The sequence below is a fragment of the Mycobacterium helveticum genome (genome assembly GCF_007714205.1).
Taxonomy (GTDB): domain Bacteria; phylum Actinomycetota; class Actinomycetes; order Mycobacteriales; family Mycobacteriaceae; genus Mycobacterium; species Mycobacterium helveticum.
Genome location: NZ_VMQU01000002.1, coordinates 43,791 through 65,934 on the forward strand (window position 1 = coordinate 43,791; position 22,144 = coordinate 65,934).

At 68.2% G+C, this 22,144-nt stretch carries 19 protein-coding genes; 16 read left to right on the forward strand and 3 right to left on the reverse strand.

The annotated features are described in order from the left end of the window. Positions 1–13 precede the first annotated feature (13 nt). The 5 genes from meaB (at position 14) to FPZ47_RS00730 (ending at position 7,641) form a co-directional block, all read left to right on the forward strand. A complete protein-coding gene (meaB, locus tag FPZ47_RS00710) occupies positions 14–901 on the forward strand; it encodes a methylmalonyl Co-A mutase-associated GTPase MeaB (RefSeq protein WP_144947074.1) in 888 nt (295 codons plus the stop codon). A gap of 618 nt (positions 902–1,519) precedes the next feature. Next, on the forward strand, positions 1,520–2,674 hold the full coding sequence (locus FPZ47_RS00715; RefSeq protein ID WP_144947230.1) for a PPE family protein: 1,155 nt from the start codon (positions 1,520–1,522) through the stop codon (positions 2,672–2,674). Positions 2,675–2,772: 98 nt separating this feature from the next. Then, on the forward strand, positions 2,773–3,936 hold the full coding sequence (locus FPZ47_RS00720) for a PPE family protein (protein ID WP_144947232.1): 1,164 nt from the start codon (positions 2,773–2,775) through the stop codon (positions 3,934–3,936). A gap of 34 nt (positions 3,937–3,970) precedes the next feature. Next, complete coding sequence (locus FPZ47_RS00725; protein ID WP_144947077.1) at positions 3,971–5,641, forward strand: hypothetical protein; 1,671 nt, start codon at positions 3,971–3,973, stop codon at positions 5,639–5,641. Positions 5,642–5,817: 176 nt separating this feature from the next. Next, complete coding sequence (locus FPZ47_RS00730) at positions 5,818–7,641, forward strand: fatty acyl-AMP ligase (RefSeq protein ID WP_246133232.1); 1,824 nt, start codon at positions 5,818–5,820, stop codon at positions 7,639–7,641. A 334-nt stretch (positions 7,642–7,975) separates the two neighbouring features. Here the strand turns inward: FPZ47_RS00730 and FPZ47_RS00735 are convergent, their stop codons facing one another. Both FPZ47_RS00735 and FPZ47_RS00740 read right to left on the reverse strand, forming a co-directional pair. Further along, entirely contained in the window at positions 7,976–9,592 is a 1,617-nt protein-coding gene (locus FPZ47_RS00735) for an FAD-dependent oxidoreductase (protein WP_144947080.1), read from the reverse strand. A 12-nt stretch (positions 9,593–9,604) separates the two neighbouring features. Continuing rightward, complete coding sequence (locus tag FPZ47_RS00740; RefSeq protein WP_144947083.1) at positions 9,605–10,282, reverse strand: IclR family transcriptional regulator; 678 nt, start codon at positions 10,280–10,282, stop codon at positions 9,605–9,607. A 127-nt stretch (positions 10,283–10,409) separates the two neighbouring features. On the opposite strand from FPZ47_RS00740, the gene FPZ47_RS00745 reads away from it, so the two are divergent. From FPZ47_RS00745 to FPZ47_RS00785, 9 genes are all read left to right on the forward strand, one after another. Next, on the forward strand, positions 10,410–11,273 hold the full coding sequence (locus tag FPZ47_RS00745; protein WP_144947086.1) for an alpha/beta fold hydrolase: 864 nt from the start codon (positions 10,410–10,412) through the stop codon (positions 11,271–11,273). Further along, the gene (locus FPZ47_RS00750; protein WP_144947088.1) at positions 11,273–12,988 is read left to right on the forward strand and encodes a bifunctional 3-(3-hydroxy-phenyl)propionate/3-hydroxycinnamic acid hydroxylase; all 1,716 of its coding nucleotides are present in this window, start codon (positions 11,273–11,275) and stop codon (positions 12,986–12,988) included. Before FPZ47_RS00745 ends, FPZ47_RS00750 begins: the two co-directional genes overlap by 1 nt. After that, positions 12,936–13,853: a 3-carboxyethylcatechol 2,3-dioxygenase gene (locus tag FPZ47_RS00755; protein WP_246133233.1), complete on the forward strand. Its 918-nt coding sequence runs from the start codon at positions 12,936–12,938 to the stop codon at positions 13,851–13,853. The genes FPZ47_RS00750 and FPZ47_RS00755 overlap by 53 nt, the downstream gene beginning before the upstream one ends. Beyond that, complete coding sequence (locus FPZ47_RS00760) at positions 13,850–15,598, forward strand: FAD-binding protein (protein WP_144947093.1); 1,749 nt, start codon at positions 13,850–13,852, stop codon at positions 15,596–15,598. The genes FPZ47_RS00755 and FPZ47_RS00760 overlap by 4 nt, the downstream gene beginning before the upstream one ends. Then, positions 15,595–16,893 (forward strand): LLM class flavin-dependent oxidoreductase, encoded by a 1,299-nt coding sequence (locus FPZ47_RS00765; protein ID WP_144947096.1) that lies wholly within the window; start codon positions 15,595–15,597, stop codon positions 16,891–16,893. Before FPZ47_RS00760 ends, FPZ47_RS00765 begins: the two co-directional genes overlap by 4 nt. 19 nt (positions 16,894–16,912) lie before the next feature. Beyond that, a complete protein-coding gene (locus tag FPZ47_RS00770) occupies positions 16,913–17,743 on the forward strand; it encodes a coniferyl-alcohol dehydrogenase (RefSeq protein ID WP_144947098.1) in 831 nt (276 codons plus the stop codon). Beyond that, positions 17,731–18,720, forward strand: a complete 990-nt coding sequence (locus FPZ47_RS00775) for a cyclase family protein (protein WP_144947101.1) — start codon at positions 17,731–17,733, stop codon at positions 18,718–18,720. Before FPZ47_RS00770 ends, FPZ47_RS00775 begins: the two co-directional genes overlap by 13 nt. Positions 18,721–18,731: 11 nt before the next feature. Continuing rightward, a complete protein-coding gene (locus tag FPZ47_RS00780) occupies positions 18,732–19,550 on the forward strand; it encodes an alpha/beta fold hydrolase (RefSeq protein ID WP_144947103.1) in 819 nt (272 codons plus the stop codon). Between the two features lie 63 nt (positions 19,551–19,613). Further along, positions 19,614–20,423 (forward strand): SDR family NAD(P)-dependent oxidoreductase, encoded by an 810-nt coding sequence (locus FPZ47_RS00785; RefSeq protein ID WP_144947106.1) that lies wholly within the window; start codon positions 19,614–19,616, stop codon positions 20,421–20,423. Between the two features lie 11 nt (positions 20,424–20,434). Here FPZ47_RS00785 and FPZ47_RS00790 read toward each other — a convergent pair whose 3' ends face one another. Then, positions 20,435–21,079, reverse strand: a complete 645-nt coding sequence (locus FPZ47_RS00790) for a PAS domain-containing protein (RefSeq protein WP_168209317.1) — start codon at positions 21,077–21,079, stop codon at positions 20,435–20,437. Between the two features lie 192 nt (positions 21,080–21,271). On the opposite strand from FPZ47_RS00790, the gene FPZ47_RS00795 reads away from it, so the two are divergent. Then, a complete protein-coding gene (locus FPZ47_RS00795) occupies positions 21,272–21,937 on the forward strand; it encodes a TetR/AcrR family transcriptional regulator (protein WP_144947111.1) in 666 nt (221 codons plus the stop codon). Positions 21,938–21,948: 11 nt separating this feature from the next. Beyond that, positions 21,949–22,143: a ferredoxin gene (locus FPZ47_RS00800; protein ID WP_144947238.1), complete on the forward strand. Its 195-nt coding sequence runs from the start codon at positions 21,949–21,951 to the stop codon at positions 22,141–22,143. The last annotated feature ends 1 nt before the right edge of the window (position 22,144 follow it).

Genomic DNA, 22,144 nt, shown 5'->3' on the forward strand with positions numbered 1-22,144 from the left:
CCATAATGCACACGTGACCATCGCCGATCTGATCGCCGCCGCGCGCAACGGATCTCCGCGCGCCGTCGGTCGTCTGCTCAGCCTGGTCGAGGGCGAGCGGCGTGACGAGGTGCTGGCCGGCATCGGGTCCCTGTCGGTTCCCGCGGTGCCCGTCATAGGCGTCACCGGGCCGCCGGGTGCGGGCAAGTCGACGACGATCGCCGCCCTGGTAGGGGCCTACCGGGAGCGGGGGTGCCGGGTGGCCGTGCTGGCCGTGGACCCGTCTTCGCCGTTCAGCGGCGGTGCGCTGCTCGGCGATCGCATCCGGATGGCCGCGCATATCAACGACTCCGGCGTGTTGATTCGTTCGGTGGCAACCCGCGGCCACCTCGGGGGACTGGCCGCCGCCGTTCCCGCGGCGCTGCGGCTGCTCGTCGCGATCGGTTACGACGTGGTTCTGCTGGAGACGGTCGGGGTGGGGCAATCCGAGATCGAGGTCGCCGCCGTCGCCGACCCGGCCGTCGTCATCCTCAACCCCGGGACGGGTGACGCCGTGCAGGCCGCCAAGGCGGGCGTGCTGGAAGTCGCCGACATCGTGGTGGTCAACAAGGCCGACCGCCAGGGTGCCGAACAGACCGTGCGGGACCTGCGCGCCGAGACCGCCGCCCCGATCGTGAGCCTGGTCGCCGCGCGCGGCGAGGGGATCGCGGACCTGATGGCCGCCATCGACGACCATCGCCGCAGCGACAACCGCGCGCGCCGGCTGGCCCGCGCCCGGTCGCAGATTCTGTCGCTGGCGCAGACACGGCTGCGGGTCCGGCCGGAGCTCGAGCGGCTGGCGGAGTCGGTGGTCGACGGACACGACGACCCCTACACCGCGGCCGACAAACTGCTGTCACCGACCACTCGACAAGACGGTTGAGCGTCGCCGTTCCGGGCCGGGAACGCTGCGCACTGCGTCCGTTTGCTCGGAATGTGGTCGACCACGGTGTCGAATTCGGCAATCAAACCGCGCCGCCTCGGGTGGCCGCTGCCCGGGGAGCATCATTTCTTGATACCCCGGGGTGACTCGTGCCCGCGTGACATTACCGCTCGAAGAACTGAGCCTCCCGGCGGACACGACTGCTGCGCAAGGCGATCCACGGCCGTGCCGCGGACACGACGTTTGCCGGCGGGGCGCCGATCAGGCGCGCGACCCGGTTGCATTTTCGGGAAGAGGCTCCTGCCGCTCGGCCTTAAGCTAATTGACAGGTAGTTGGCAAGATATTCACACAATTGTTTCCGGGTGGAAATAAATAGTTGGACTATATGGTACCCGGGTGCGTTTGTCGGATGGCCGGATGGCTTCACTGCAAACACGATGTCGGCGTGTCCGCGACCAGCCCTTGCCGAAGCCGAGGCCCCTCCGCGCGCTGCCCGGCGCCGCGACCGACCACCGCTGCGTAACTGGACGGCGGTGTGCTCGATGACGGCGGACGCAGCGGACGCCGTTGTCGTTACGGAACTCCTCCCGGACGTGGCGGCCCACGGGTTGCTGCCGTTGGATTTCGGTGCGCTGCCTCCCGAGATCAATTCGGCTCGTATCTATTCGGGTCCGGGGTCGGGCCCCCTGCTTGCCGCTGCGGGAGCCTGGGACGGGTTGGCCGCGGAGCTCGGCATCGCGGCCACCGGTTATCGGGCTGTCATCTCCGATCTGACCGGCATGCGCTGGGTGGGTCCCACGTCGGCGTCCATGATTGCCGCGGTAACTCCCTATGTGGACTGGCTGAGCAAAACCGCCCTGCAGGCCGAGCACGCCGGCATGCAGGCGAAAGCGGCCGCCGCGGCCTACGAGACCGCGTTCGCGATGACCGTGCCGCCGCCGGTGATAGCCGCCAACCGGGCTCTGCTGGCTGGACTGATCGCGACGAACTTCTTCGGCCAGAACACGCCCGCCATCGCGACGACCGAAGCCCAGTACGCGGAGTTCTGGGCGCAGGATGCCGCCGCCATGTACGGCTACGCCAATTCGTCGGCTGCCGCCACTGTGCTGAATGCGTTCACGCCGCCACCGAAGGCCACCAACCCGGCCGGGCTGACGGGGCAGGAGGCGGCAGTCGCCAACGCCGGTTCGTTGGCCGCGGGCACCGCGCAGCATGCGGTGGCGTCACCCGCGGCGCAGGGGACGTCTGCTGTTGGGGTCCTGCAGCAGTTTGGAGCCTCGGCGCTAGGTGGTATCGAGTCGAAGCTCTCGGGCCTGACGGCAAGCTTGCAAGCCTTTCCCACCGAGAACTTGAACCTGACGGTGAACTCGTACGGGCTGAGCTATTTCGGCGCGGGTGTCGTTCAGTTGGGTTATCTGTTTTCGCAGCAGCTCGTGCCCCACTTCGGGAAGGCGGCGCTGGTCCCCGCGATCGAACCGGCCCTGGTTTCGGATGTGGCACCTGCAGGCGGGCGGGCCGTATTGGTCTCGGCGAATGCGGGTCAGGCCGGCAAAGTCGGGCTGATGTCGGTACCGCCGAGTTGGGCCACGTCTCCGTCGGCGCCGAGCCCCGTGACGTCGGTAACGGCGGCCTCTTACGCTCATGGTGCCCCGCCAAGTTCGACGCAAGGGATGATCCCGGCCGTACCGAGGGATCGACGCGGTGCGACCTTCGGCCGGCGGCGCTACGGGGTGCGCCTGACCGTGATGACGCATCCGCCCGATGCCGGGTAGCGCCGACGTCGACGCGAAGCGATCGACGCACAACAGTATCGAGGGAAAAAAAGAGACATGGTATCCGTGAGCACGCAACCAGATAGGCCCTGGAAATGATCAACTTTGGTTCTTTCCCACCGGAGATCCACTCGGCCCGCCTGTATTCTGGCCCGGGTTCGGCGTCAATGTTGGCAGCCGCATCGTCATGGAGCGGGTTGGCCAGTGAGCTGGCCTCGGCCGCAACGGGTTACGAGACGGTGATCACCCGGCTGAACAGCGAGGAGTGGATGGGGCCCGCGTCGGCGGCGATGGCCGAGTCGGTCACGCCCTACGTGGCGTGGATGCGCACCGCCGCCGCGCAAGCCGAGGAGACGGCCGGTAAGGTGCGCTCGGCGGCGGCGGCCTTCGAGGCGGCGCTCGCGGCGATCGTGCCGCCACCGCAGATAGCGGGTAATCGCGCCCAATTGGCCTCTCTGATTTCAACCAATGTCCTGGGGCAGAACACCGCGGCGATTGCCGCTAACGAAGCTCAGTACGGCGAAATGTGGGCCCGAAATGCCGCGACCATGTTCAGCTATGCGGGTTCGTCTGCGGCCGCCTCATCGGTGACGCCCTATTCTCCGCCCCCGCAGACCGCCAACGCCGCGGCGGCGACGGGCCAGGCCGGCGCGGTTGCCCACGCCGCTGCCACGTCGGCGGGTGCGGCAGGGAGCACGCTGTCGCAGCTGGTTTCGTCATTGCCCGCCGCGCTGCAGGGCCTCTCATCTCCCCTGCAGTCGGCCGCGACGTCTGCGGCGGGCACCCTGCAGGAGTTCCTGAACTTTTATGGGCCCTTCGGGAACTTTTTCTATGACACGCTGGGTTTGCCTTTCTTCGGTGCCGGTATCACCAGTTTCTTCACCGGCACCGCGGCCGCTTTCGGGTTGATCAACACCGCGCCGCTCGCCGCTGCGGCCGCGCCCGCGGCGGCAGTGGCCGTCGGCGCGCACAGCGCGGAGGGCGTGATCGGCGGCGCCGGCGTCGCGGCGACGTTGGCCAACGCCGGCTCCATTGGCAAGTTATCCGTACCGCCCGTGTGGGCGGGGGCGAACCCGATCCCGCACACCCCCATCTCATCGTCGCGATTCGTCAGCGAAGTAATCGAACCCGAGAGCACCGGCCACACCGGAAGTGTGCTGGGTGGCATGCCGCTCGGCGGTGCCGCCAAAGGCGCGACGGGTACGGGTCCCCGCTACGGGGTGCGTCTCACGGTGATGGCCCAGCCGCCGTCGGCGGGCTGACGACCGACTGGTAACGGCTACCTGGACAGGTGTAATGACAAAGGACATCGAGACGAACATCGAAGACACCTCCGTCGCCGGGGTCGAGCACGACACGCTGACCGCCACCAGGGAGACACTCGAGGATTACACGCTGCGATTCGCGCCGCGCAGTTACCGGCGATGGTCCACGGCCGTGGTTGGCGTCTCGGCTCTCGGCGGCATCGCCTATCTGGCCGATTTCGCGATCGGCGCCAACGTGGGCATCGCCTACGGCACCACCAACGCGCTGTGGGGCATTGGGATCTTCGCGGTGGTGATCTTCGCGACCGGGTTTCCGCTGGCCTATTACGCCGCGCGGTACAACATCGACCTCGACCTGATCACCCGCGGCAGTGGCTTCGGCTACTACGGTTCGGTGGTCACCAACGTCATCTTCGCGACGTTCACTTTCATCTTCTTCGCGCTCGAGGGCTCCATCATGGCCCAGGGGCTCAAGCTGGGCCTGCACATCCCGCTCTGGGCGGGTTATGCCTGCTCGACGCTGGTCATCTTCCCGCTGGTCATTTACGGGATGAAAGTCCTTTCGCAGCTGCAGCTCTGGACCACGCCGCTGTGGTTGATGCTGATGGTCGCCCCGTTCGTCTATCTGGTGATCAGCCATCCCGAGTCGGTCGGTGAATTCTTCGGCTACACCGGCAAGTACGGCCGCAGCGGTTTCGACCTCGGCTCCTCGCTGCTGGCCGCGGGCGTGTGCCTGTCGCTGATCGCGCAGATCGCCGAACAGATCGACTACCTGCGGTTCATGCCCCCGCGCACGCCGGAGAACTCCCGCAGCTGGTGGACCTGGATGCTGCTCGCCGGTCCCGGCTGGGTGGTGTTCGGGGCGATCAAGCAGGTCGTCGGGCTGTTCTTGGCCGTGTATCTGGTCTTTCACCTCGTGGGTTCCACGTCGATCGCCAACCAGCCGGTGCACCAGTTCAACGAGATCTACCAGAACTTCATGCCGGAGTGGCTGGCGGTGACCCTGGCCGTGATCCTCGTCGTGCTCAGCCAGATCAAGATCAACGTGACCAACGCGTACTCGGGATCGCTGGCGTGGACCAACTCGTTCACCCGCCTCACCAAGCACTACCCGGGCCGCGTCGTGTTCCTCGGTGTCAACCTGACGATCGCGCTGATCCTGATGGAAGCCAACATGTTCGACTTCCTCAACACCATTCTCGGGTTCTACTCGAACTGCGGTATGGCGTGGGTGGTGGCGGTGGCATCCGACATCGTCTTCAACAAGTATCTGCTCGGCCTGTCGCCGAAGAAGCCCGAGTTCCGGCGCGGCATGTTGTACGCGGTCAACCCGGTCGGCTTTGGTTCGATGCTGTTGGCGGCGGGACTGTCGATCCTCGCGTTCTTCGGCGGCCTCGGCGCCGGCTTGCGGCCGTACTCGCCGTTGGTGGCCATCGTCCTGGCGTTGGTGATGCCGCCCATCCTGGCGGTCGCCACGAAAGGCAAGTACTACCTCCGGCGCACCGACGACGGCATCGCGTTGCCCATGTACGACGACTGCGGCAACCCCTCGGGTGAGCACCTGCGGTGTCATGTCTGCACGGACGAGTTCGAGCGACCGGACATGCTGGCCTGCCAAACCCACCAGGCGTACGTCTGTTCGCTGTGCCTTTCCACCGACAAGGTGGGCGACCACGTGCTTCCGGCCGCGGCCCGGACCTGACGCCTGGAACGCGCATCCGCAGGGGCGATCTCCCGCCGCGCTTCCCGGGCGAAGCCCACACACGGCGCGTCCGAGTGTGATGTTTTTCATGCCGCGCCGACACCCGCGTGTAGTTAGCTCGTCTATTATCGTTTCTCGTCGTGGTCCAGAGTCGGTTGTCGCAAAGTCGTGTACCCGTGGTTGGCGATGTTGCGGGCTATGTTGACGCCGGCGGCACGATCGTCGTGCCCGATGGGGTGACCCTGACGTCGCTTCTCGACCGTAACCGAGCGGCTTTCGGTGACCGCCGGTCCTACCGCTTCATTGACTATGCCAAGGATCCCCACGGGCAGGCCGTTGATCTGAGCTGGAACGCGTTATGGTCACAGGTGCGCGCGATCGGCGCCCGCCTACAACACGTCACCTCGCCCGGTGACCGGGTGGCGATCGTGGCCCCACAAGGTTTGCACTACATTGGCGGCTTCTTCGCCGCGCTTCATGCCGGCAACATCGCAGTCCCGCTGTTTGCGCCGACGCTGTCCGGGCATGCCGAGCGTCTGGCCGCGGTGCTGGCCGATGCCCGGCCCGCCGCGGTGTTGACCACCACCGAGGCCGCCGAGCCGGTACGCACGTTCATCAAAGCGCTGCCGCCACAGCGGCGTCCGCGATTGATCGCGGTAGATGCGGTGCCAGAAACGCTCGGCGCGAGCTTTGTCGACGTGTCAGGCGATACCGATGATGTCGCCTATTTGCAATACACGTCCGGCTCGACGCGCACGCCGGCCGGTGTGGAGATCACCCACCGCGCCGTCTGCACGAACGTCATGCAGATGGTCCTGGCCGGCGGACTGGACCTGGGAGTCCGCAGCGTGAGCTGGTTGCCCTTGTATCACGACATGGGTCTGATCATGATCATGTTCCCCGCGCTGTTCGGGCAATCCATCACGCTGATGGACCCCATGGCGTTCCTTCGGCGGCCGTACCGATGGATCAAGCAGCTGGGCGCCGAGGGCCGGGATGGGCGCACGTTTGCCGCCGCGCCGAACTTCGCCTTCGAATTGACCGCCGAACGCGGTCTGCCGCCACAGGGCGAAGACCTGGACCTGAGCAATCTTGTCTGCCTGCTCAACGGGTCTGAACCGGTGACGATGTCGGCCATCGACAAATTCACCACGGCGTTCGCCCCCTACGGCCTGCCTGCCACGGCGGTCAAGCCGTCCTACGGAATGGCCGAAGCGACGCTCTCGGTGGCCAGCATCGCCCAAGCGGCCAAGGCCAGTGCGATCTACCTTGATCGTGAGCAGCTCGGTGCGGGCCGCGCGGTGCCCGTCGCCGCAACGACCCCGGGCTCGGTCCCCTACGTCTCGTGTGGCCAACCGATCCCCAACCAGTGGGCAGTGATCGCCGATTCCGACGGCGCCGAGGTTCCCGACGGTACGATCGGCGAGATTTGGCTGCACGGCAACAACATTGGCCGTGGGTACTTCGGGCGTGCCGATGAAACCGAGCGCGTGTTCGCCAACAAGCTGCAATCGCGGCTGATGCACGGCAGCCACGCCGAGGGCGCGGAAGACAACGGCTGCTGGCTGGCAACCGGGGACCTCGGCGTTTACGTCGCCGGCGATCTGTATCTGATAGGGCGGATCAAAGACCTCATCATCATCGACGGCCGCAATCACTATCCCCACGACATCGAAACCACGGTCGGCCACGCTTCCACCGCGATCCGCCACGGATATGTCGCGGCGTTCTCGGTTCCCCACGACATACTGGAGTCATCGGTCGGCAACACTGCAGAGCAACTCGTCATCGTGGCCGAACGCGCTGCCGGCGCGGGCCGGCAAGATCCGGGCCCGATTCTCGATGCGGTGCGGGCTGCGGTCGCGCGCCAGCACCACATCCGCGTTGCTGACATCAAACTTGTGGCCGCCGGCGTCATCCCCCGTACCACCAGCGGCAAACTTGCCCGCAACGCCTGCCGGGCCGATTACCTCGCCGGACGATTCGACCGCGGCCGGTAGGGATCGGGTGTTCCTGTGTCCCAACCCGAATGTGAGTCCGACGGCCACCGATTGCGACAAACCCCGGGCGCCGCGACGGAAAGGTCGGCGCCCCGTCTGCGGGGCCTTTGAGCCGGACTAATTTCGGTGGAGCAAGTGCTCCGCGGACCGCGCGATCGGTGTATCAGCTTGCCGTAGAGGCTCGTCCCGCGTCCTGCCGCATCCTGGAACAGGTCAACCGATCTGCACATCGCCGGTTTCGACGTCCTGTTCGCCCACGGTGACCGCGTCCGCTTGCGTCGCGCCGCCGGCCGAACGCACCGCGCAGCGCGATCGTCCGGCGTCCGGCCGGATGCTACCGCGGGTCGACCGACTTCCCGGTGGCGGCAGCGTGGCCCGCGCGGTAACCGAAAACCATTGCCGGGCCGATGGTTCCGCCGGCACCGCCGTAGGCCCGCCCGGTCGCACCGGCCATGGCGTTGCCCGCGGCGAACAGCCCCGGTATCGGTTCCCCGCCGACGTGCAGGACGCGCCCGTCGTGATCGGTGCGCGGCCCGCCCTTGGTGCCCATCGCGCCGATGCTCACCGGCACCGCATAGAAGGGGGCCCTGTCGATCGGGCCGAGGGTCTTGCCCGCCGGTGTCGTCGCGCTGTCGTCGCCCCAGTAGCCGTCGTACGCGCTGGAGCCGCGCCCGAAGTCGGGATCGGCGCCGGCGGCGACGTGACGGTTCCATCGCTCGAGGGTGCGGGTCAGGCCGTCGGCGTCGATGCCGGTCTTGGCGGCCAGCTCGGCGAGGTCCGCCGATTCGCAGAACCAGTCCGGGACCGGTTCGCCGGGGGCGATGCCCAGGAACCCGTACCGCTGCAAGTGGACCGAGTCGAACACCATCCATGCGCGGTCGTTGACGTATCCGTCGCGGGGGTCCAGGTACTGGAAGGCGCCGGCCATCGAGTTGTAGTCGGCGGCCTCGTTGACGAACCGGCGCCCGGAGGCGTTGACGATGATGCTCCGGGGCCGGGTCCGTTCCAGGCGAACGCTGCGGCTGCGGGGCTTGCCGTCGATGGTGTCGCCGGGAATCCGGACGATCGGCACCCACCACGCCTCGCCCATGTTGGCCAGGTCCGCGCCCTGAGCCATCGCCATGCGCAACCCGTCGCCGGTGTTGTTCGGCGGGGAGACCGCCCCGTGCATCGGGCCGCGCAGAAAGGCTTGTGTCAGAGCGGGATCCCATTCGAAGCCGCCGGTGCCCAGCACGACCCCGTGGCGGGCGCGCACGCTGATCGTGCGGTCCGCCACGGCGACCCGCACTCCTGTGATCTCCCCGGTATCGGCGAGAAGCTCTTGCGCCCGCGCATTCGCATGCACCGGCACACCGGCGTCGAGCAACGCCTTGAGAAGACCCGCGATGAGTGCGGCGCCGGCGACGCACAGGTTGCCGGGTTGACCGTCCGCCGCCGCGTGCAGACGGGCCCGGGTCTCGGCGTCGAATCCGACGTTGGAGAAGTCGTCCGGAAAGGCCGTGATCCTGGTGGCCCACCCGCCCAAACGGTCCAGGTCGTACGGCGTCGGGATGAGCGAGCGGCCGCCGGTCGGTCGCCCGCCCGGCAGCTCCGGCCGGTAGTCGGGGAATCCGGTCGCGACCTCGAAACGCACGTCGCTGTGTGCCTCGACGAAGTCGAGCATCGCGGGGCCGGTCCGCACGAAGGTCTCGACCAGCGCGTCGTCCATCGCCCCGTGGGACTGCGCCCGCAGGTAGCGCAGCGCATCGGTGGGCGTCAATTCTCCGTCGGTGCAACGGTTATGGGCGGGGATCCACACGACGCCGCCCGACACGGCGGTGGTGCCGCCGACGGTCGGGGCCTTCTCGAAGACCTCCACCGAGGCGCCGGCTACTGCCGCCGCCAGTGCCGCCGTGAGCGCGGCGGCGCCGCTGCCGAGCACGACAACATCGACCTCATGGTCCCAGGACATGGACGCATCCCTTCAGCTCAGTACCTCGGACAACTGCTTGGCGGCGGTGATGACCGCTTCCCTGCCGCGCATCACGACGTCTTCCCGGTGGGAGATGAGGTTGATGCAGGTCGGCGGGGAGGGGGCGGGGCGGCGCAGCGCCACCGCCAAACCATAGGTGTTGGGCTCGATTTCGCCGTACGTCGTCACCCACCCGCGCTCCCGGGCGCGGGCGACCAGATCGCGTTCCCCCGGGCGCGGCGGCATGCTCGCGAGCAGGGCGATGCCCGCGGCGCCCCGGTCCAGCGGGTAGCGGCTGCCCTCGTGGAACGAAAGTTGGTAGGCGACATGGCTCGGCACGATCACCGCGACCGCCACCTGCTGATCGCCCTCGGCGATGAGCAGCGACACGGTGGTGCCCAGGTCGTCGGCCAGCGCGCGCAGCGTCGGCAGGCAGAGTTGGCGCACGTTGCGGTCGAAGGACGCGCCGAGGGCCGCGAGCCCGGCCGCGGGCCGGTAACGCCCGTCATCCCCCTTGGCCACCAGGCGGAATTGGGCCAGCGTCGACAGCAGCCGGTAGGCGATGGTGCGGTGCACCCCGATCTGGTCGGCGAGCTGTTGCACCGTCAGCCCGCCCGGGGAGTCGGCCACCAGCTGCAGCGCGGTCAGTCCCCGGGCCAGTGTCTGAGAACCCGTCCCGGAACCCGTCACAGCCTTGACAGATCCGGACGCGAGAGCGAAGCTTTATATATAACGCACATCAGTGTGCGATATTAGCACATCGCATTGGCGATATGCGAGAACGAGATTTCCCACCGTCTGAGGCCGGAGAGGAACCGTGGCGGAGTTCGAGAGCATATGGAGCGATCTCCAGGGCGTCCCGTTCGAGCAGGGTTACCTCGACGCGCAGGGAGTGCGCACCCGCTATCTGCGGGCCGGCGACCCGGGCATGCCGGTGCTGATGCTGCTGCACGGGTCGGGCGGCCACGCCGAGGCCTACGTCCGCAACCTGGGGGCGCACGCGGAGCACTTCTGGACCTGGTCGATCGACATGCTGGGCCACGGCTACACCGACAAGCCGGGGCACCCGCTGGAAGTGGCCCACTACGTCGAGCACCTGATCGCGGTGTTGGGCGCCATCGGCGCCGAACGTGCCTGCCTGAGCGGTGAGTCGCTCGGGGGCTGGGTGGCGGCCCGCGCGGCCGCCGACCATCCCGACGTCGTGGACCGACTGGTGCTCAACACCGCCGGCGGCTCCCAGGCCGACCCGCAGGTGATGCGCCGGATCGTCACGCTGTCCATGGCGGCCGCCGAGAACCCGAGCTGGGAAACCGTGCAGGCGCGGATCAAATGGCTGATGGCCGACAAGTCCAAGGATTACGACGACCTGGTCGCCAGTCGCCAAAGGGTATATCGGCAACCGGGATTCGTCGACGCCATGCGCGGCATCATGGCGCTGCAGGACCCCGAGATCCGGGCGCGCAACATCCTCGGCCCGACCGAATACGGTTCGATCGCCGCGCCGACGCTGGTGCTGTGGACCAGTGACGACCCGACCGCCGACGTGACCGAGGGGCGGCGCATCGCGTCGATGATCCCCGGTGCGCGCTTCGAGCTGATGCCCGGCTGCGGTCACTGGCCCCAGTACGAGGACCCCAAGACGTTCAACCGCCTGCACCTCGATTTCCTGCTGGGGCGGTGATGGGCGGCGCGACGCACGATACGGACTTCGACGTGGTCGTGGTCGGCGCGGGGCCGGTCGGCCTGACGCTGGCCAACATCCTTGGCCTGCAGGGAGTCCACACGTTGGTGGTTGACGAACGGGACAGCCTCATCGACTACCCCCGAGGCGTCGGGCTGGACGACGAGGGGCTGCGCACCTTCCAGTCGCTCGGCCTGGTCGACCGCGTCCTGCCGCACACCGTGCCGAACCAGATCCTCCGCTTCGTCGACGCCAAGCGCCGGGTCCTCGCCGAGATGGCGCCGCCCGACGCGCGATTCGGATGGCCGAAGCGCAACGGGTTCGTGCAGCCCCTCGTCGATGCCGAATTGCTGCGTGGGCTCGACAGATTCGAGCATATCGCGGTGTGGTGGCAACGGCCCATGACGGAGTGCCGGCAAGACGCCGACGCGGTCACCGTCGAGCTGGGCGGGGAGGCGCACCATGACGGCGGCAGATCCAGCGTGCGGGCGCGTTACCTCGTCGGCTGCGACGGCGGCCGCAGCGCGACGCGCCGCATGATGGGGGTTTCCTTCGACGGCACGACGTCGTCGACGCGGTGGCTGGTCGTCGACATCGCCAACGACCCGCTGGGCCAACCGAACAGCGAGGTTGGCGCCGACCCCGAACGCCCGTACGCCTCGATCTCGATCGCGCACGGAATCCGCCGATTCGAGTTCATGATTCACGAAGACGAGTCCGACGAACAGGCCGAGGATCCGGCGTTCCTGACGCGGATGCTGGCACGCATGGTGCCCCACCCCGACCGCGTGGACGTGATCCGCCGCCGCGTGTACACCCATCACTCCCGCATCGCCGGCGCGTTCCGCGAGGGCCGGCTGCTGTTGGCCGGAGACGCCGCGCACCTGATGCCGGTCTGGCAGGGACAGGGCTACAACAGCGGAATCCGCGACGCGTTCAATCTGGGCTGGAAACTCGCGGCGGTGGTGCGCGGCCTGGCCGACGACAAATTGCTGGACACCTATGACGTCGAGCGCCGCAAGCACGCGCGCGCGATGATCGACCTGTCCACCATGGTCGGTCGCGCCATCTCGCCGACCAACCGCCGGGTGGCCGGCGTGCGGGACCTGGTGGTGCGATCGGCGTCGGTCGTGCCCACGCTGAAGCGGTACGTGCTGGAGATGCGGTTCAAGCCGATGCCGCGTTACGACCAGGGCGCGGTCGTGCATTCCGGACCCGCCCGCGCCGACTCTCCGGTCGGCACCCTGTTCATCCAGCCCCGGGTCGACACCCGCAGCCGCCACGATGTCCTGCTGGACGACGTGCTGGGCACATGGTTCGCCGTGCTGTGCTGGAACAACAACCCCCGCAAGATCCTCGGTGAGACCGCGTTCGCCCACTGGAAGGCCTTGGGCGCATGCTTTTTCGCCCTTCGCCCCGTGACCCAGCTGCACTGGGAGGGGCACGACGATCCCGATGTCGTGGTCGTCGGAGACCGCAGCGGCGGACTCAAGTCCTGGTTCGACACCCATGAGGAATCGGTGTTGTTCCTGCGTCCCGATCGGTGCATCGCCGCGGCCTGCATCGCACAGCGGGCCCCCGAGCTGAGCGCCGCACTTCTCGACGTCCTCACCCTCACGCCGGGAGGGGGTGATGTTCACCATGACGCTGGCTCTGTGCTGTATGTCGCACAGCCCGCTGCTGAATCTTCCGGGACCGTCGCAGGCCCTGCTTGACGACATCGACGGCGCCATCGCGCAGGCGCGGGCATTCGTCGACGAGTTCGACCCCGAGCTCGTCGTCATCTTCTCCCCGGACCACTACAACGGCTTCTTCTACAAGGTGATGCCGCCGTTCTGTATCGGCATGAGCGCCAACGGTGTCGGTGACTACGGCACCCACGCGGGCCCGCTGGACGTTCCCGACGGCCTGGCGTTCGACTGCGCCACGGCCGTCCTCGATGCGGGCGTCGACGTCGCGGTGTCGGCCAGCATGGACGTGGATCACGGCACCGTGCAGCCCCTGGAGAAGCTCTTCGGCGACGCGGTCGCACGCCCGGTGATACCGATCTTCGTCAACGGCATCGCCGTGCCGCTGGGGCCGTTGCACCGGTGCCGCGCACTCGGTGCGGCGGTCGGGTCCTTCCTGGCCGGCCTCGACCGGCGGGTACTGGTGATGGGCTCCGGTGGGCTGTCCCACAGTCCTCCGGTGCCGGCGCTGGCGACCGCCTCGGCGGCGGTGCAGGAGCGCATCGTGCACGGCCGCCCGATGACCACCGAGCAGCGGCAAGCCCGGCAGGCGGCCGTGATCGAGGCGGCGCGAGACTTCGCGGGTGGCGCGAGCGACCTGCAACCGCTCAACCCCGGGTGGGACCACCGCTTCCTCGACATCATCGACGGCGGAAAGCTCGCCGACCTCGACCGGTGGTCGAACTCGTTCGTCGCGCACGAAGGGGGCAGCTCGGCGCACGAGGTCAGGACGTGGGTGGCGGCGTTCGCCGCCCTGGAGGCCGTGGGCCCGTACCGGACCACCGTGCGCTACTACAAACCGGCTCCCGAACTGATCGCCGGATTCGCCATCAGAACGGCGGTGCCGCAATGACCGCCCCGTCACCGGAAGGCTTCGACCGGGAGGTCGACGTGCTCGTCGTCGGGTCCGGCGGCGGTGGCATGACGGCCGCGTTGACCGCGCACGCGTCCGGCCTGGACGCACTGGTGATCGAAAAGTCCTCCCGTTTCGGCGGTTCCACCGCGCTGTCCGGGGGCGGGATCTGGGTGCCCGGCGCGCCGGCGCAACGCCGGGAGGGATACGCACCCCCGCCCGAGGGCGTCGTCGAGTACCTGCAGAAGATCACCGATGACCTCGTCGCCGAGGCGCGGATACGCCAGTACGTCGACTCGGCGCCGCGGATGCTGGAATTCCTCGAAAATCTCTCCGGATGGCTCGAGTTCGTCTGGAAGCCGGGCTATGCCGACTACTACCCGGAACTGCCCGGCGGCTCCAAACTCGGCAGCACCATCAACGTCCCCCCCATCGACCTGAGAAAACTGGGGCCCGACGAGCAGACCCTGCTGCAGCCGCTGGCGCTCGCCCCCAAGGGGATTTGGCTGGGCCCCAGGGAGCTTCGCTCCTTTTACCGGGTAAGGCAGTCCTGGGCGGGAAAAGCCGTGCTGCTCAAACTGATCACGCGCATGGTCCGCGCGCGGGTCCTCGGCGAACGGATCGCGGCGATCGGTCAATCCCTGGCGGCCCGGCTGCGGCTGGCGCTGCGCGACAGCGGGATACCGCTGTGGCTGGACTCGCCGATGGTGGAGTTGCTCACCGACGCCGACGGGACGGTTACCGGCGCGCTGGTGGAGCGGGCCGGGACCCGGCAGCGGATCGGCGCGCGGCGGGGAGTCATTCTGGCGTCCGGGGGCTTCGACCACGACCTCGCCTGGCGCAAGGAACAACTCCCGGTGATCGACCAGGATTGGAGTTTCGGCAACCCCGCGGCCATGGGCGACGGCATCCGCGCGGGCCAAAAAGTGGGCGCGGCAACCGATTTGCTCGACGAGGCCTGGTGGTTCCCGGCGATCCAATGGCCGGACGGGCGCATGCAATTCATGCTCAACGAACGGATGATGCCTGCGCAGTTCATCGTCAACGGGGCGGGGAAGCGCTTCATCAACGAGGCGGCGCCCTACATGGACTTCGGTCATGCGATGATCGACGGCCAGAGGTCCGGGGTCACCCACATCCCCTGCTGGCTCATCACCGACCACAGGTCGTGGAACCGCTACGTCGTCGGCGGCCACCTGCCGATCCCCAGGATCCCCGGCGCACCGGTGCCCACCGGGCGCAGGATTCCGGCGGCCTGGCTGGAATCGGGCGTCGTCAAAGCCGCGACGGATTGGGCGGACCTGGCGGCCAAGATCGGCGTCCCGGCAACCGAACTCGCGGAAACGGCGCGCCGATTCAACGAACTCGCGCGCCGGAGCCACGACGACGATTTCCACCGCGGCGACAGCGTGTACGACAACTACTACGGTGACCCCACCCTGCCCAACCCCAACCTGTATCCGCTCGGGGATCCGCCGTACTACGCGTTTCGGATCGTGCTGGGCGACCTGGGGACCTCAGGTGGGCTGCGGGTCGACGAACACGCCCGGGTCCTGCGGCCGGACGGCACCGTCGTGCGCGGGCTGTACGCGGTGGGCAACACCTCCGCGCCAGTCATGGGCCGCAGCTACGCCGGCGCCGGCGCGACCATCGGCCCGGCCATGACATTCGGCTTCGTCGCCGCGAAACACTGCGCCGCGCAGGGTTCGAGCGAACCATCAAATCTCATAGGAGGTAATGGATGAAGATTTCACTGTTCTACGAGTTCGCCCTGCCGCGGCCCTGGGCGCCCGACGACGAGCGGGTCATGCTGCAGGACTGCCTGGACGAGGTCGAGGCCGCGGACAAGGCGGGATTCTCCACCGTCTGGCTCACCGAGCACCACTTCCTCGAGGAGTACTGCCACTCGACCGCGCCGGAGATCTTCCTGGCCGCCGCCAGCCAGCGGACCAAGAACATCCGCCTGGGATTCGGCATCATGCACCTGCTGCCCGCGGTCAATCACCCCGCCCGGGTGGCCGAACGCGTCGCCACCATCGACCTGCTCTCCAACGGGCGCGTCGAGTTCGGCACCGGGGAAGGGTCCTCCGTCGGTGAACTCGGCGGCTTCGACGTCGATCCCGCCGACAAACGCGCCCAGTGGGAGGAGTCCCTCGAGGTGGCGATCCGCTGCATGATCGAGGAGCCGTTCACGGGCTTCAAGGGTGAGCAGATCCAGATGCCGCCCCGCAACGTCATCCCCAAGCCGATGCAGAAGCCGCATCCCCCGGTATGGGTTGCCTGCACCCGGCCGGCCAGCGTGCAGATGGCGGCCCAAAAGTGCATCGGCGCACTCAGTTTCGCCTACACCGGTCCCGGGCCGCTCACCGAGCGGGTCCACGGCTACTACACGGAGTTCGAGGAGAACGGCGTGCCCATCACGCCGCAGATCAACCCGAACATCCTGGCCATCGGCGGCGACCTGTCGATGATGGTCGCCAAGACCGAGGAACAGGCGCTCGAGCGTCTCGGACAGGGCGGCGGCTTCTTCTCGTTCGGAATCATGCACTACTACCTGACCGGGATGCATACTCCCGGGCGGACCGGGGTGTGGAAACGCTACCTCGAAGAGGTCGAGAAGGACCCGACGCTGGCCTACGGCCCCGGACGCGGCGCGATCGGAACCCCCGCCATGGTACGGGAATTCCTGCGTGGCTACGAGCAGAGCGGCGTCGACGAGATCATCCTGCTGCTCAACCCGCGCAGCCACGAGGGCACCATGGAGTCCATCGAGCTGATGGGCAAAGAAGTGCTGCCCGAGTTCATCGAGCGCGACGCCAGGGCGGTCGCCGACAAAGCCAAGCGTCTCGAGCCCGTCATCGCGAAGGTTCAGGCGCGCCGGCCGGGGTCCAACGCACCGCAGTTCGACGAGACCTACGCCTTCGGTGGCCTGCCCACCGGTCGCGACAAGTTCACGGCCAGTGAGATCCCCGAGGCCATGGCGGAGATCAACGAGGGCCGCGTCCAGGCGGCGCAGCGCGCCAAGGAGCAGCGCAAGTGATCACGGAAGCCGACTGAGGTTGGCAGAGATCGACGGGCTGTGGCGCTACGACGGCCGCCGGGCGGTCGTGACCGGTTGCGCGTCGGGCATCGGCGAACACGTGGTGCGCCAGCTAGCCGAACTCGGGGCCGAGGTCATCGGGCTCGACAAACGGCGACCGGCCCTCGAAATCAACGAATTCCACGAGGTCGACCTCGCCGAGCCGGACTCGATCGACCGGGCGGTGGCAAGTGTCGGCGGGCGGGTCGACGCGCTGTTCAACGTCGCCGGGGTGTCCTCGGGCATCGGTGACCCACCGCTGGTCGTCGCCATCAACTTCCTGGGCCTGCGGCATGTCACCGAGGCGCTGATCCCGCTGATGGGCGCGGGTTCGTCCATCGTGAGCGTGTCCTCGCTGGCCGCCGCGGGCTACCGGGAGCATCTGCGGTCGGTGGCACCGCTGCTGAACACCGCGACGATGCGGGAGGGCATCGACTGGTGTCGCGACCACCCCGACGAACTGGCCGGCGGGGGCTACCGGTTGTCCAAGGAAGCGGTCATCCTGTACTCCATGCAAAGCGCCACCCGGCTCGGGGCCCTTGGCATCCGCATCAACTGCACCGGCCCGGGGGTCACCGAGACACCGATCCTCGATCAGCTGCGTGCGGCGTACGGGCAGGATTTCCTCGACGACATCCCCAAGCCGCTGGGGCGTGTCTCCGGGGCCGCCGAACAGGCCTCGGTGCTGCTGTTCCTGAACTGCCCTGCGGCGAGCTATATCTCGGGTCAGGTGGTGTGGGTCGACGGGGGGAACGTCGGTGCGGCGATCGCCCGCGAACTCGAGGAAGGCCGTGCCCCGTGGCCGGCCTGAGCGACTTCCGGCGGGTCGCCCGCGAGGTCTCCAACTGGGGCCGCTGGGGCGCCGACGACGAACTCGGCACGTTGAACTTCATCACCGCCGACAAGGTCGCACACGCCGCAAGCCTGGTCCGGCATGGGAAGGTGTTCCCGCTCGGCGTGGACTTCGGCTCGTCAGGACCGCAGGGCGCCTTCCATTTTCGGCACAACCCCGTCCTGGTGATGACCGTCGACGGTGGAGACGCGAACACGCTGGCGCAGTACGGGCCCGGGTGGGGGCGAAACCCGACCGCCGAGCAGTTGGGCGGCTACTTTGCCGACAACCTGTTCCGCTTCAACGAAGACATGGTCATCATGCCGTTGCAGGCGGCCACCCAGTGGGATGCGCTGTCGCACGTCTACTACGAAGACAAGCTCTACAACGGTTTCGCGGCGGGCTCGGTGACCAGTATGGGTGCCTACCATTGCAGCATCGACAAGGTCGACGTCAAGGGCATCACCTCGCGGGGCGTGCTGTTGGACCTGGTGCGGCACCGGGGCGCGGAGGTCTTCCTCGAGCAGGGGGAGCCGATCACTGCCCAAGAACTCGACGACGTCGTCCGGGCGCAGGGCGTCACCATCGAACGCGGTGACATCGTCTTGATTCGAACCGGTTGGTGGACAAGGTTTCTGCAGACCGGCAACAAGACGGAGCCGTTCTCGGGGCTGCACTGGCGCTGCGCCTCGTGGCTGCACGACCACGAGGTCGCGGCGGTCGCCTCCGACAACCTGCAGGTCGAGGACCCCGTTCCCGATGTCGAGGGCGCATTCCTGCCCTTGCACCTGCTGTGCCTGCGCGACATGGGGTGCATGTTCGGTGAGTACTGGGACCTGACGGCGCTGGCGGAAGACTGCGCCGCCGACGGCGTCTACGATTTCCAGCTTGTCGCGCCGCCGCTGAGATTCGTTGGCGCGGTGGGATCCCCGGTGAACCCGATCGCGATCAAGTAGACAAGGCGGCCATGGAGTTTCACCGCAGGACCATGCTGGTCGACGGCCTGGTCACCAGCTACCTGGAGGCCGGCGAAGGCGATCCGGTGGTGCTGCTGCACGGCGGCGAATTCGGGGCCGGTGCCGAACTCGGCTGGGAACGCAACATCGCCGCGCTTGCCACGCGGTACCGGGTGTTGGCCCCGGACCAGCTGGGGTTCGGCCAGTCGGCGAAGGTCATCGACTTCGTGGACGGCCGCGGCATGCGCATCCGGCACGTGGCGCGTTTCTGCGAGCTGCTCGGTGCGGACGCCGCACACTTCGTCGGCAACTCGATGGGCGCCATCAACCTGCTCACCGACGCCACCTCGCAGACACCGCTGCTGCCGATCCGCAGCCTGGCGATCATCTGCGGGGGCGGGGAGATCCAGCAGAACCGGCACTTCGAGGCCCTCCAGCGGTACGACGCGACGCTGCCCGCGATGAGGCGCATCGTCGAGGCGCTGTTCTACGATCCCGGCTACCCGATCGACGAGGACTACGTGCGCCGCCGCTATGAGTCGAGTACGGCGCCCGGGGCGTGGGAGGCCTTGGCGGCGGCCCGATTTCGGCGGCCGGGCACCACACCGTCCGGGTCGCCGTCGAGTGCGCGGGCGTACGAGCGCATCGGTGTCCCGACCGTGGTCGTCGAGGGCGGCGGGGACAAGCTGCTGCCGCCGGGATGGGCCGCGCAGATCGCCGAGCAGATCGACGGTGCCCGTTCGGTGGTGGTCGACGAGGCCGGGCATTGCCCGCAGATCGAGCAGTCGTCGGTGGTCAATGACCTGCTGCTGGATTTTTTCGAGACCTAGCAAAGCGCAACGGGCTAAATCAATCGCTTGACTTAACGCATGGCGCGCCGATTAACTCTCCGTATGGGCAACGAACTCGACGGCAGGGTGGCCATCGTCACCGGCGGCGCTTCCGGCATCGGCCGCGGCACCGTCGAGAGGTTCGTGGCCGAGGGGGCGCGGGTCCTCGTCGGCGACGTCGACGAGGACGGGGGCGAGAGCCTGGCCGCGGCGCTGGGCCCGGACGTCGCGGCGTTCCGGCGCGCGGACGTCTCCGATCCCGGGCAGGTGGGCGCGCTGGTCGACGCGGCCGTGCGGCGGTTCGGGGGACTGCACGTCATGGTGAACAACGCCGGCGTGTCGGGCACCATGCACCCGGGACTGCTCGACGACGACCTGGCCGACTTCCATCACGTCATGGCCGTCAACGTCCTGGGCGTGATGGCGGGGACCCGCGACGCCGCCCGGCACATGGCCGCCCACGGCGGGGGATCGATCATCAACGTCACCTCGATCGGGGGCATCCAGGCCGGGGGCGGCGTGCTGACCTACCGCGCCTCCAAGGCCGCGGTCATCCAGTTCACCAAGTCCGCGGCGATCGAGTTGGCCCACCACGACATTCGGGTCAACGCCATCGCGCCGGGCAACATCCCGACGCCGTTGGTGGCCGCGTCGGCGACCACCATGGACCCGGCCAAGGCCGAGCGGTATGAGGCGAGGCTGCGCGAGACGATGCGCGCCGATCGGCCGCTCAAGCGCGAGGGCACCCCCGACGACATCGCCGAGGCCGCGTTGTATTTCGCGGGGGACCGGTCGCGCTACGTCACCGGAACCGTGCTGCCGGTGGACGGCGGAACGGTGGCCGGCAAGGCGATCCGCCGCCGCAGCGAGTGAGGCCCGAACGGTCAGGCGTCCTTGGCGGGATGCCCGGCGCGCGCCTCCAGCCGCAGCCGGGCCAGTTGCTCTGCCCGCCTGTAATCCGGGGCGCCGAGGGTCTCCACCACGACGGCGTGCGAATGGGTCAGCACGCCCAGCACCGCCTCGGCGGGCAGCCCGGGAAACTGGCGGCCCAGCGCGTCGGCCGCCTTCCGCAACTCGGCCGGCTCCGGAAGGGGCGCCCGGCCGGCCGGCGGCGGCACCACGCGGGTGATGTCTTGGACGTGATGCACCGCGGCGACCGTCTTCCTGCCGTCGCTGATCGGGAAATTCACCGGCATCCACACCTTGTAGAGGAACTCGCCCGGCCGCTGCCGGTCGGGAATGTCGTAGCGCTGCACGCCCATCCAGTTCCGGACTCCGCGGCGGAACGTCGATTCCAGCGAACCCGCGAGGTTCGCCACGCCGTTCGCGTCCGGGTCGGCCGGGTTGTCCGGGAAGACCTCGAACAACGGCCGGCCGACCATGGCGTCCCGCGGGTGTCCCGACGCCCGCTCGTATGCTTTGTTCACCGCGCGGATGCTCAAGTCGGCGTCGACGAGCGCGTACGGCGCCCACCTCGCCTGGAACCACGCGGCGTTCTCGATCTCCGCGACCTGCCGCTCTGACAGCACCGTTACCCCTCCCGGACAAGGCTTCCGCGTCCGGCTGCCCTTGGCCTCAGCGCGCGACACGCACACTTCATCGTGGCGCACTGTGCGCGCCACCCGCGAGGGTCTTTGGTAACTCGGCTGTGCTGGGTAGCCGCGCCACGGTGGTTAAATCAATCGCTTGACTTAATCGCCGTGGCGCGATTGACTGGCGGAATGACCGCAGCCGGCAGGGCCGTTCGCACCGAGCGGGCCATCTCCACCCAGGAGGCCATCCTGGTGGCCGCCGAACGGCTGTATGCCGAGCACGGCATGTTCGCGGTGTCCAACCGCCAGGTCAGCGAGGCCGCCGGCCAGGGCAACAACGCCGCGGTGGGCTACCACTTCGGCACCAAGGCCGACCTGGTGCGTGCCATCGAGCAGAAACACCGGGGGCCCGTCGAGCAGCTTCGCGAGCACATGGTGGCCGAGTTGCTGAGGTCGGAAGACCCGGCGCAGCTGCGGGACTGGGTGGCCTGCCTGGTGCGGCCGCTCACCGACCACCTGGCCGAACTCGGGAGCCCGACGTGGTATGCGCGGTTCGCGGCGCAGGCGATGACCGATCCCGCGTACTACCACATCATCGTCAAGGGGGCGCTCAGCTCGCCATCGCTGGTCCAGGTCGTCGAGGGCATCAACCGGTGCCTGCCCGACCTGCCCGCCGAGGTGCACTTCGACCGCAACATCATGGCCCGCAACCTGCTGATGCACACCTGCGCCGACCGCGAACGTGCGCTCGCCGCCGGTGCATCGCCGACCCGACGTTCCTGGCGCGCCGCGGCGTCCGGCCTCATCGACGCGGTGGTGGGGCTGTGGCTGGCGCCCGTGACACCGCACGAGTGAAAGGCTCGCCGATGAAAGTGATTGTCGACCAGGATGGTTGCGCATCGTCGGGCAATTGCGTGCTGAACTCGCCCGACATTTTCGACCAGCGCGACGACGACGGCGTTGTCGTCCTGCTCAATCCGAACCCCTCGCCCGAGCAGGCCGAGGGTGCGCGCCGGGCGGCCGCGGCCTGCCCCGCGCTGGCCATCCGCATCGAGGAGTGAC

Bases quoted from the DNA above. Each gene is read 5' to 3' on its own strand.
- FPZ47_RS00750 (WP_144947088.1), top strand. From the start codon at position 11,273: ATGGGCGGCGCGACGCACGATACGGACTTCGACGTGGTCGTGGTCGGC.
- FPZ47_RS00755 (WP_246133233.1), top strand. From the start codon at position 12,936: ATGTCGCACAGCCCGCTGCTGAATCTTCCGGGACCGTCGCAGGCCCTG.
- FPZ47_RS00785 (WP_144947106.1), top strand. From the start codon at position 19,614: ATGGGCAACGAACTCGACGGCAGGGTGGCCATCGTCACCGGCGGCGCT.
- FPZ47_RS00760 (WP_144947093.1), top strand. From the start codon at position 13,850: ATGACCGCCCCGTCACCGGAAGGCTTCGACCGGGAGGTCGACGTGCTC.
- FPZ47_RS00800 (WP_144947238.1), top strand. From the start codon at position 21,949: ATGAAAGTGATTGTCGACCAGGATGGTTGCGCATCGTCGGGCAATTGC.
- FPZ47_RS00735 (WP_144947080.1), bottom strand. From the start codon at position 9,592: ATGTCCTGGGACCATGAGGTCGATGTTGTCGTGCTCGGCAGCGGCGCC.
- FPZ47_RS00765 (WP_144947096.1), top strand. From the start codon at position 15,595: ATGAAGATTTCACTGTTCTACGAGTTCGCCCTGCCGCGGCCCTGGGCG.
- FPZ47_RS00725 (WP_144947077.1), top strand. From the start codon at position 3,971: ATGACAAAGGACATCGAGACGAACATCGAAGACACCTCCGTCGCCGGG.
- FPZ47_RS00780 (WP_144947103.1), top strand. From the start codon at position 18,732: ATGGAGTTTCACCGCAGGACCATGCTGGTCGACGGCCTGGTCACCAGC.
- FPZ47_RS00795 (WP_144947111.1), top strand. From the start codon at position 21,272: ATGACCGCAGCCGGCAGGGCCGTTCGCACCGAGCGGGCCATCTCCACC.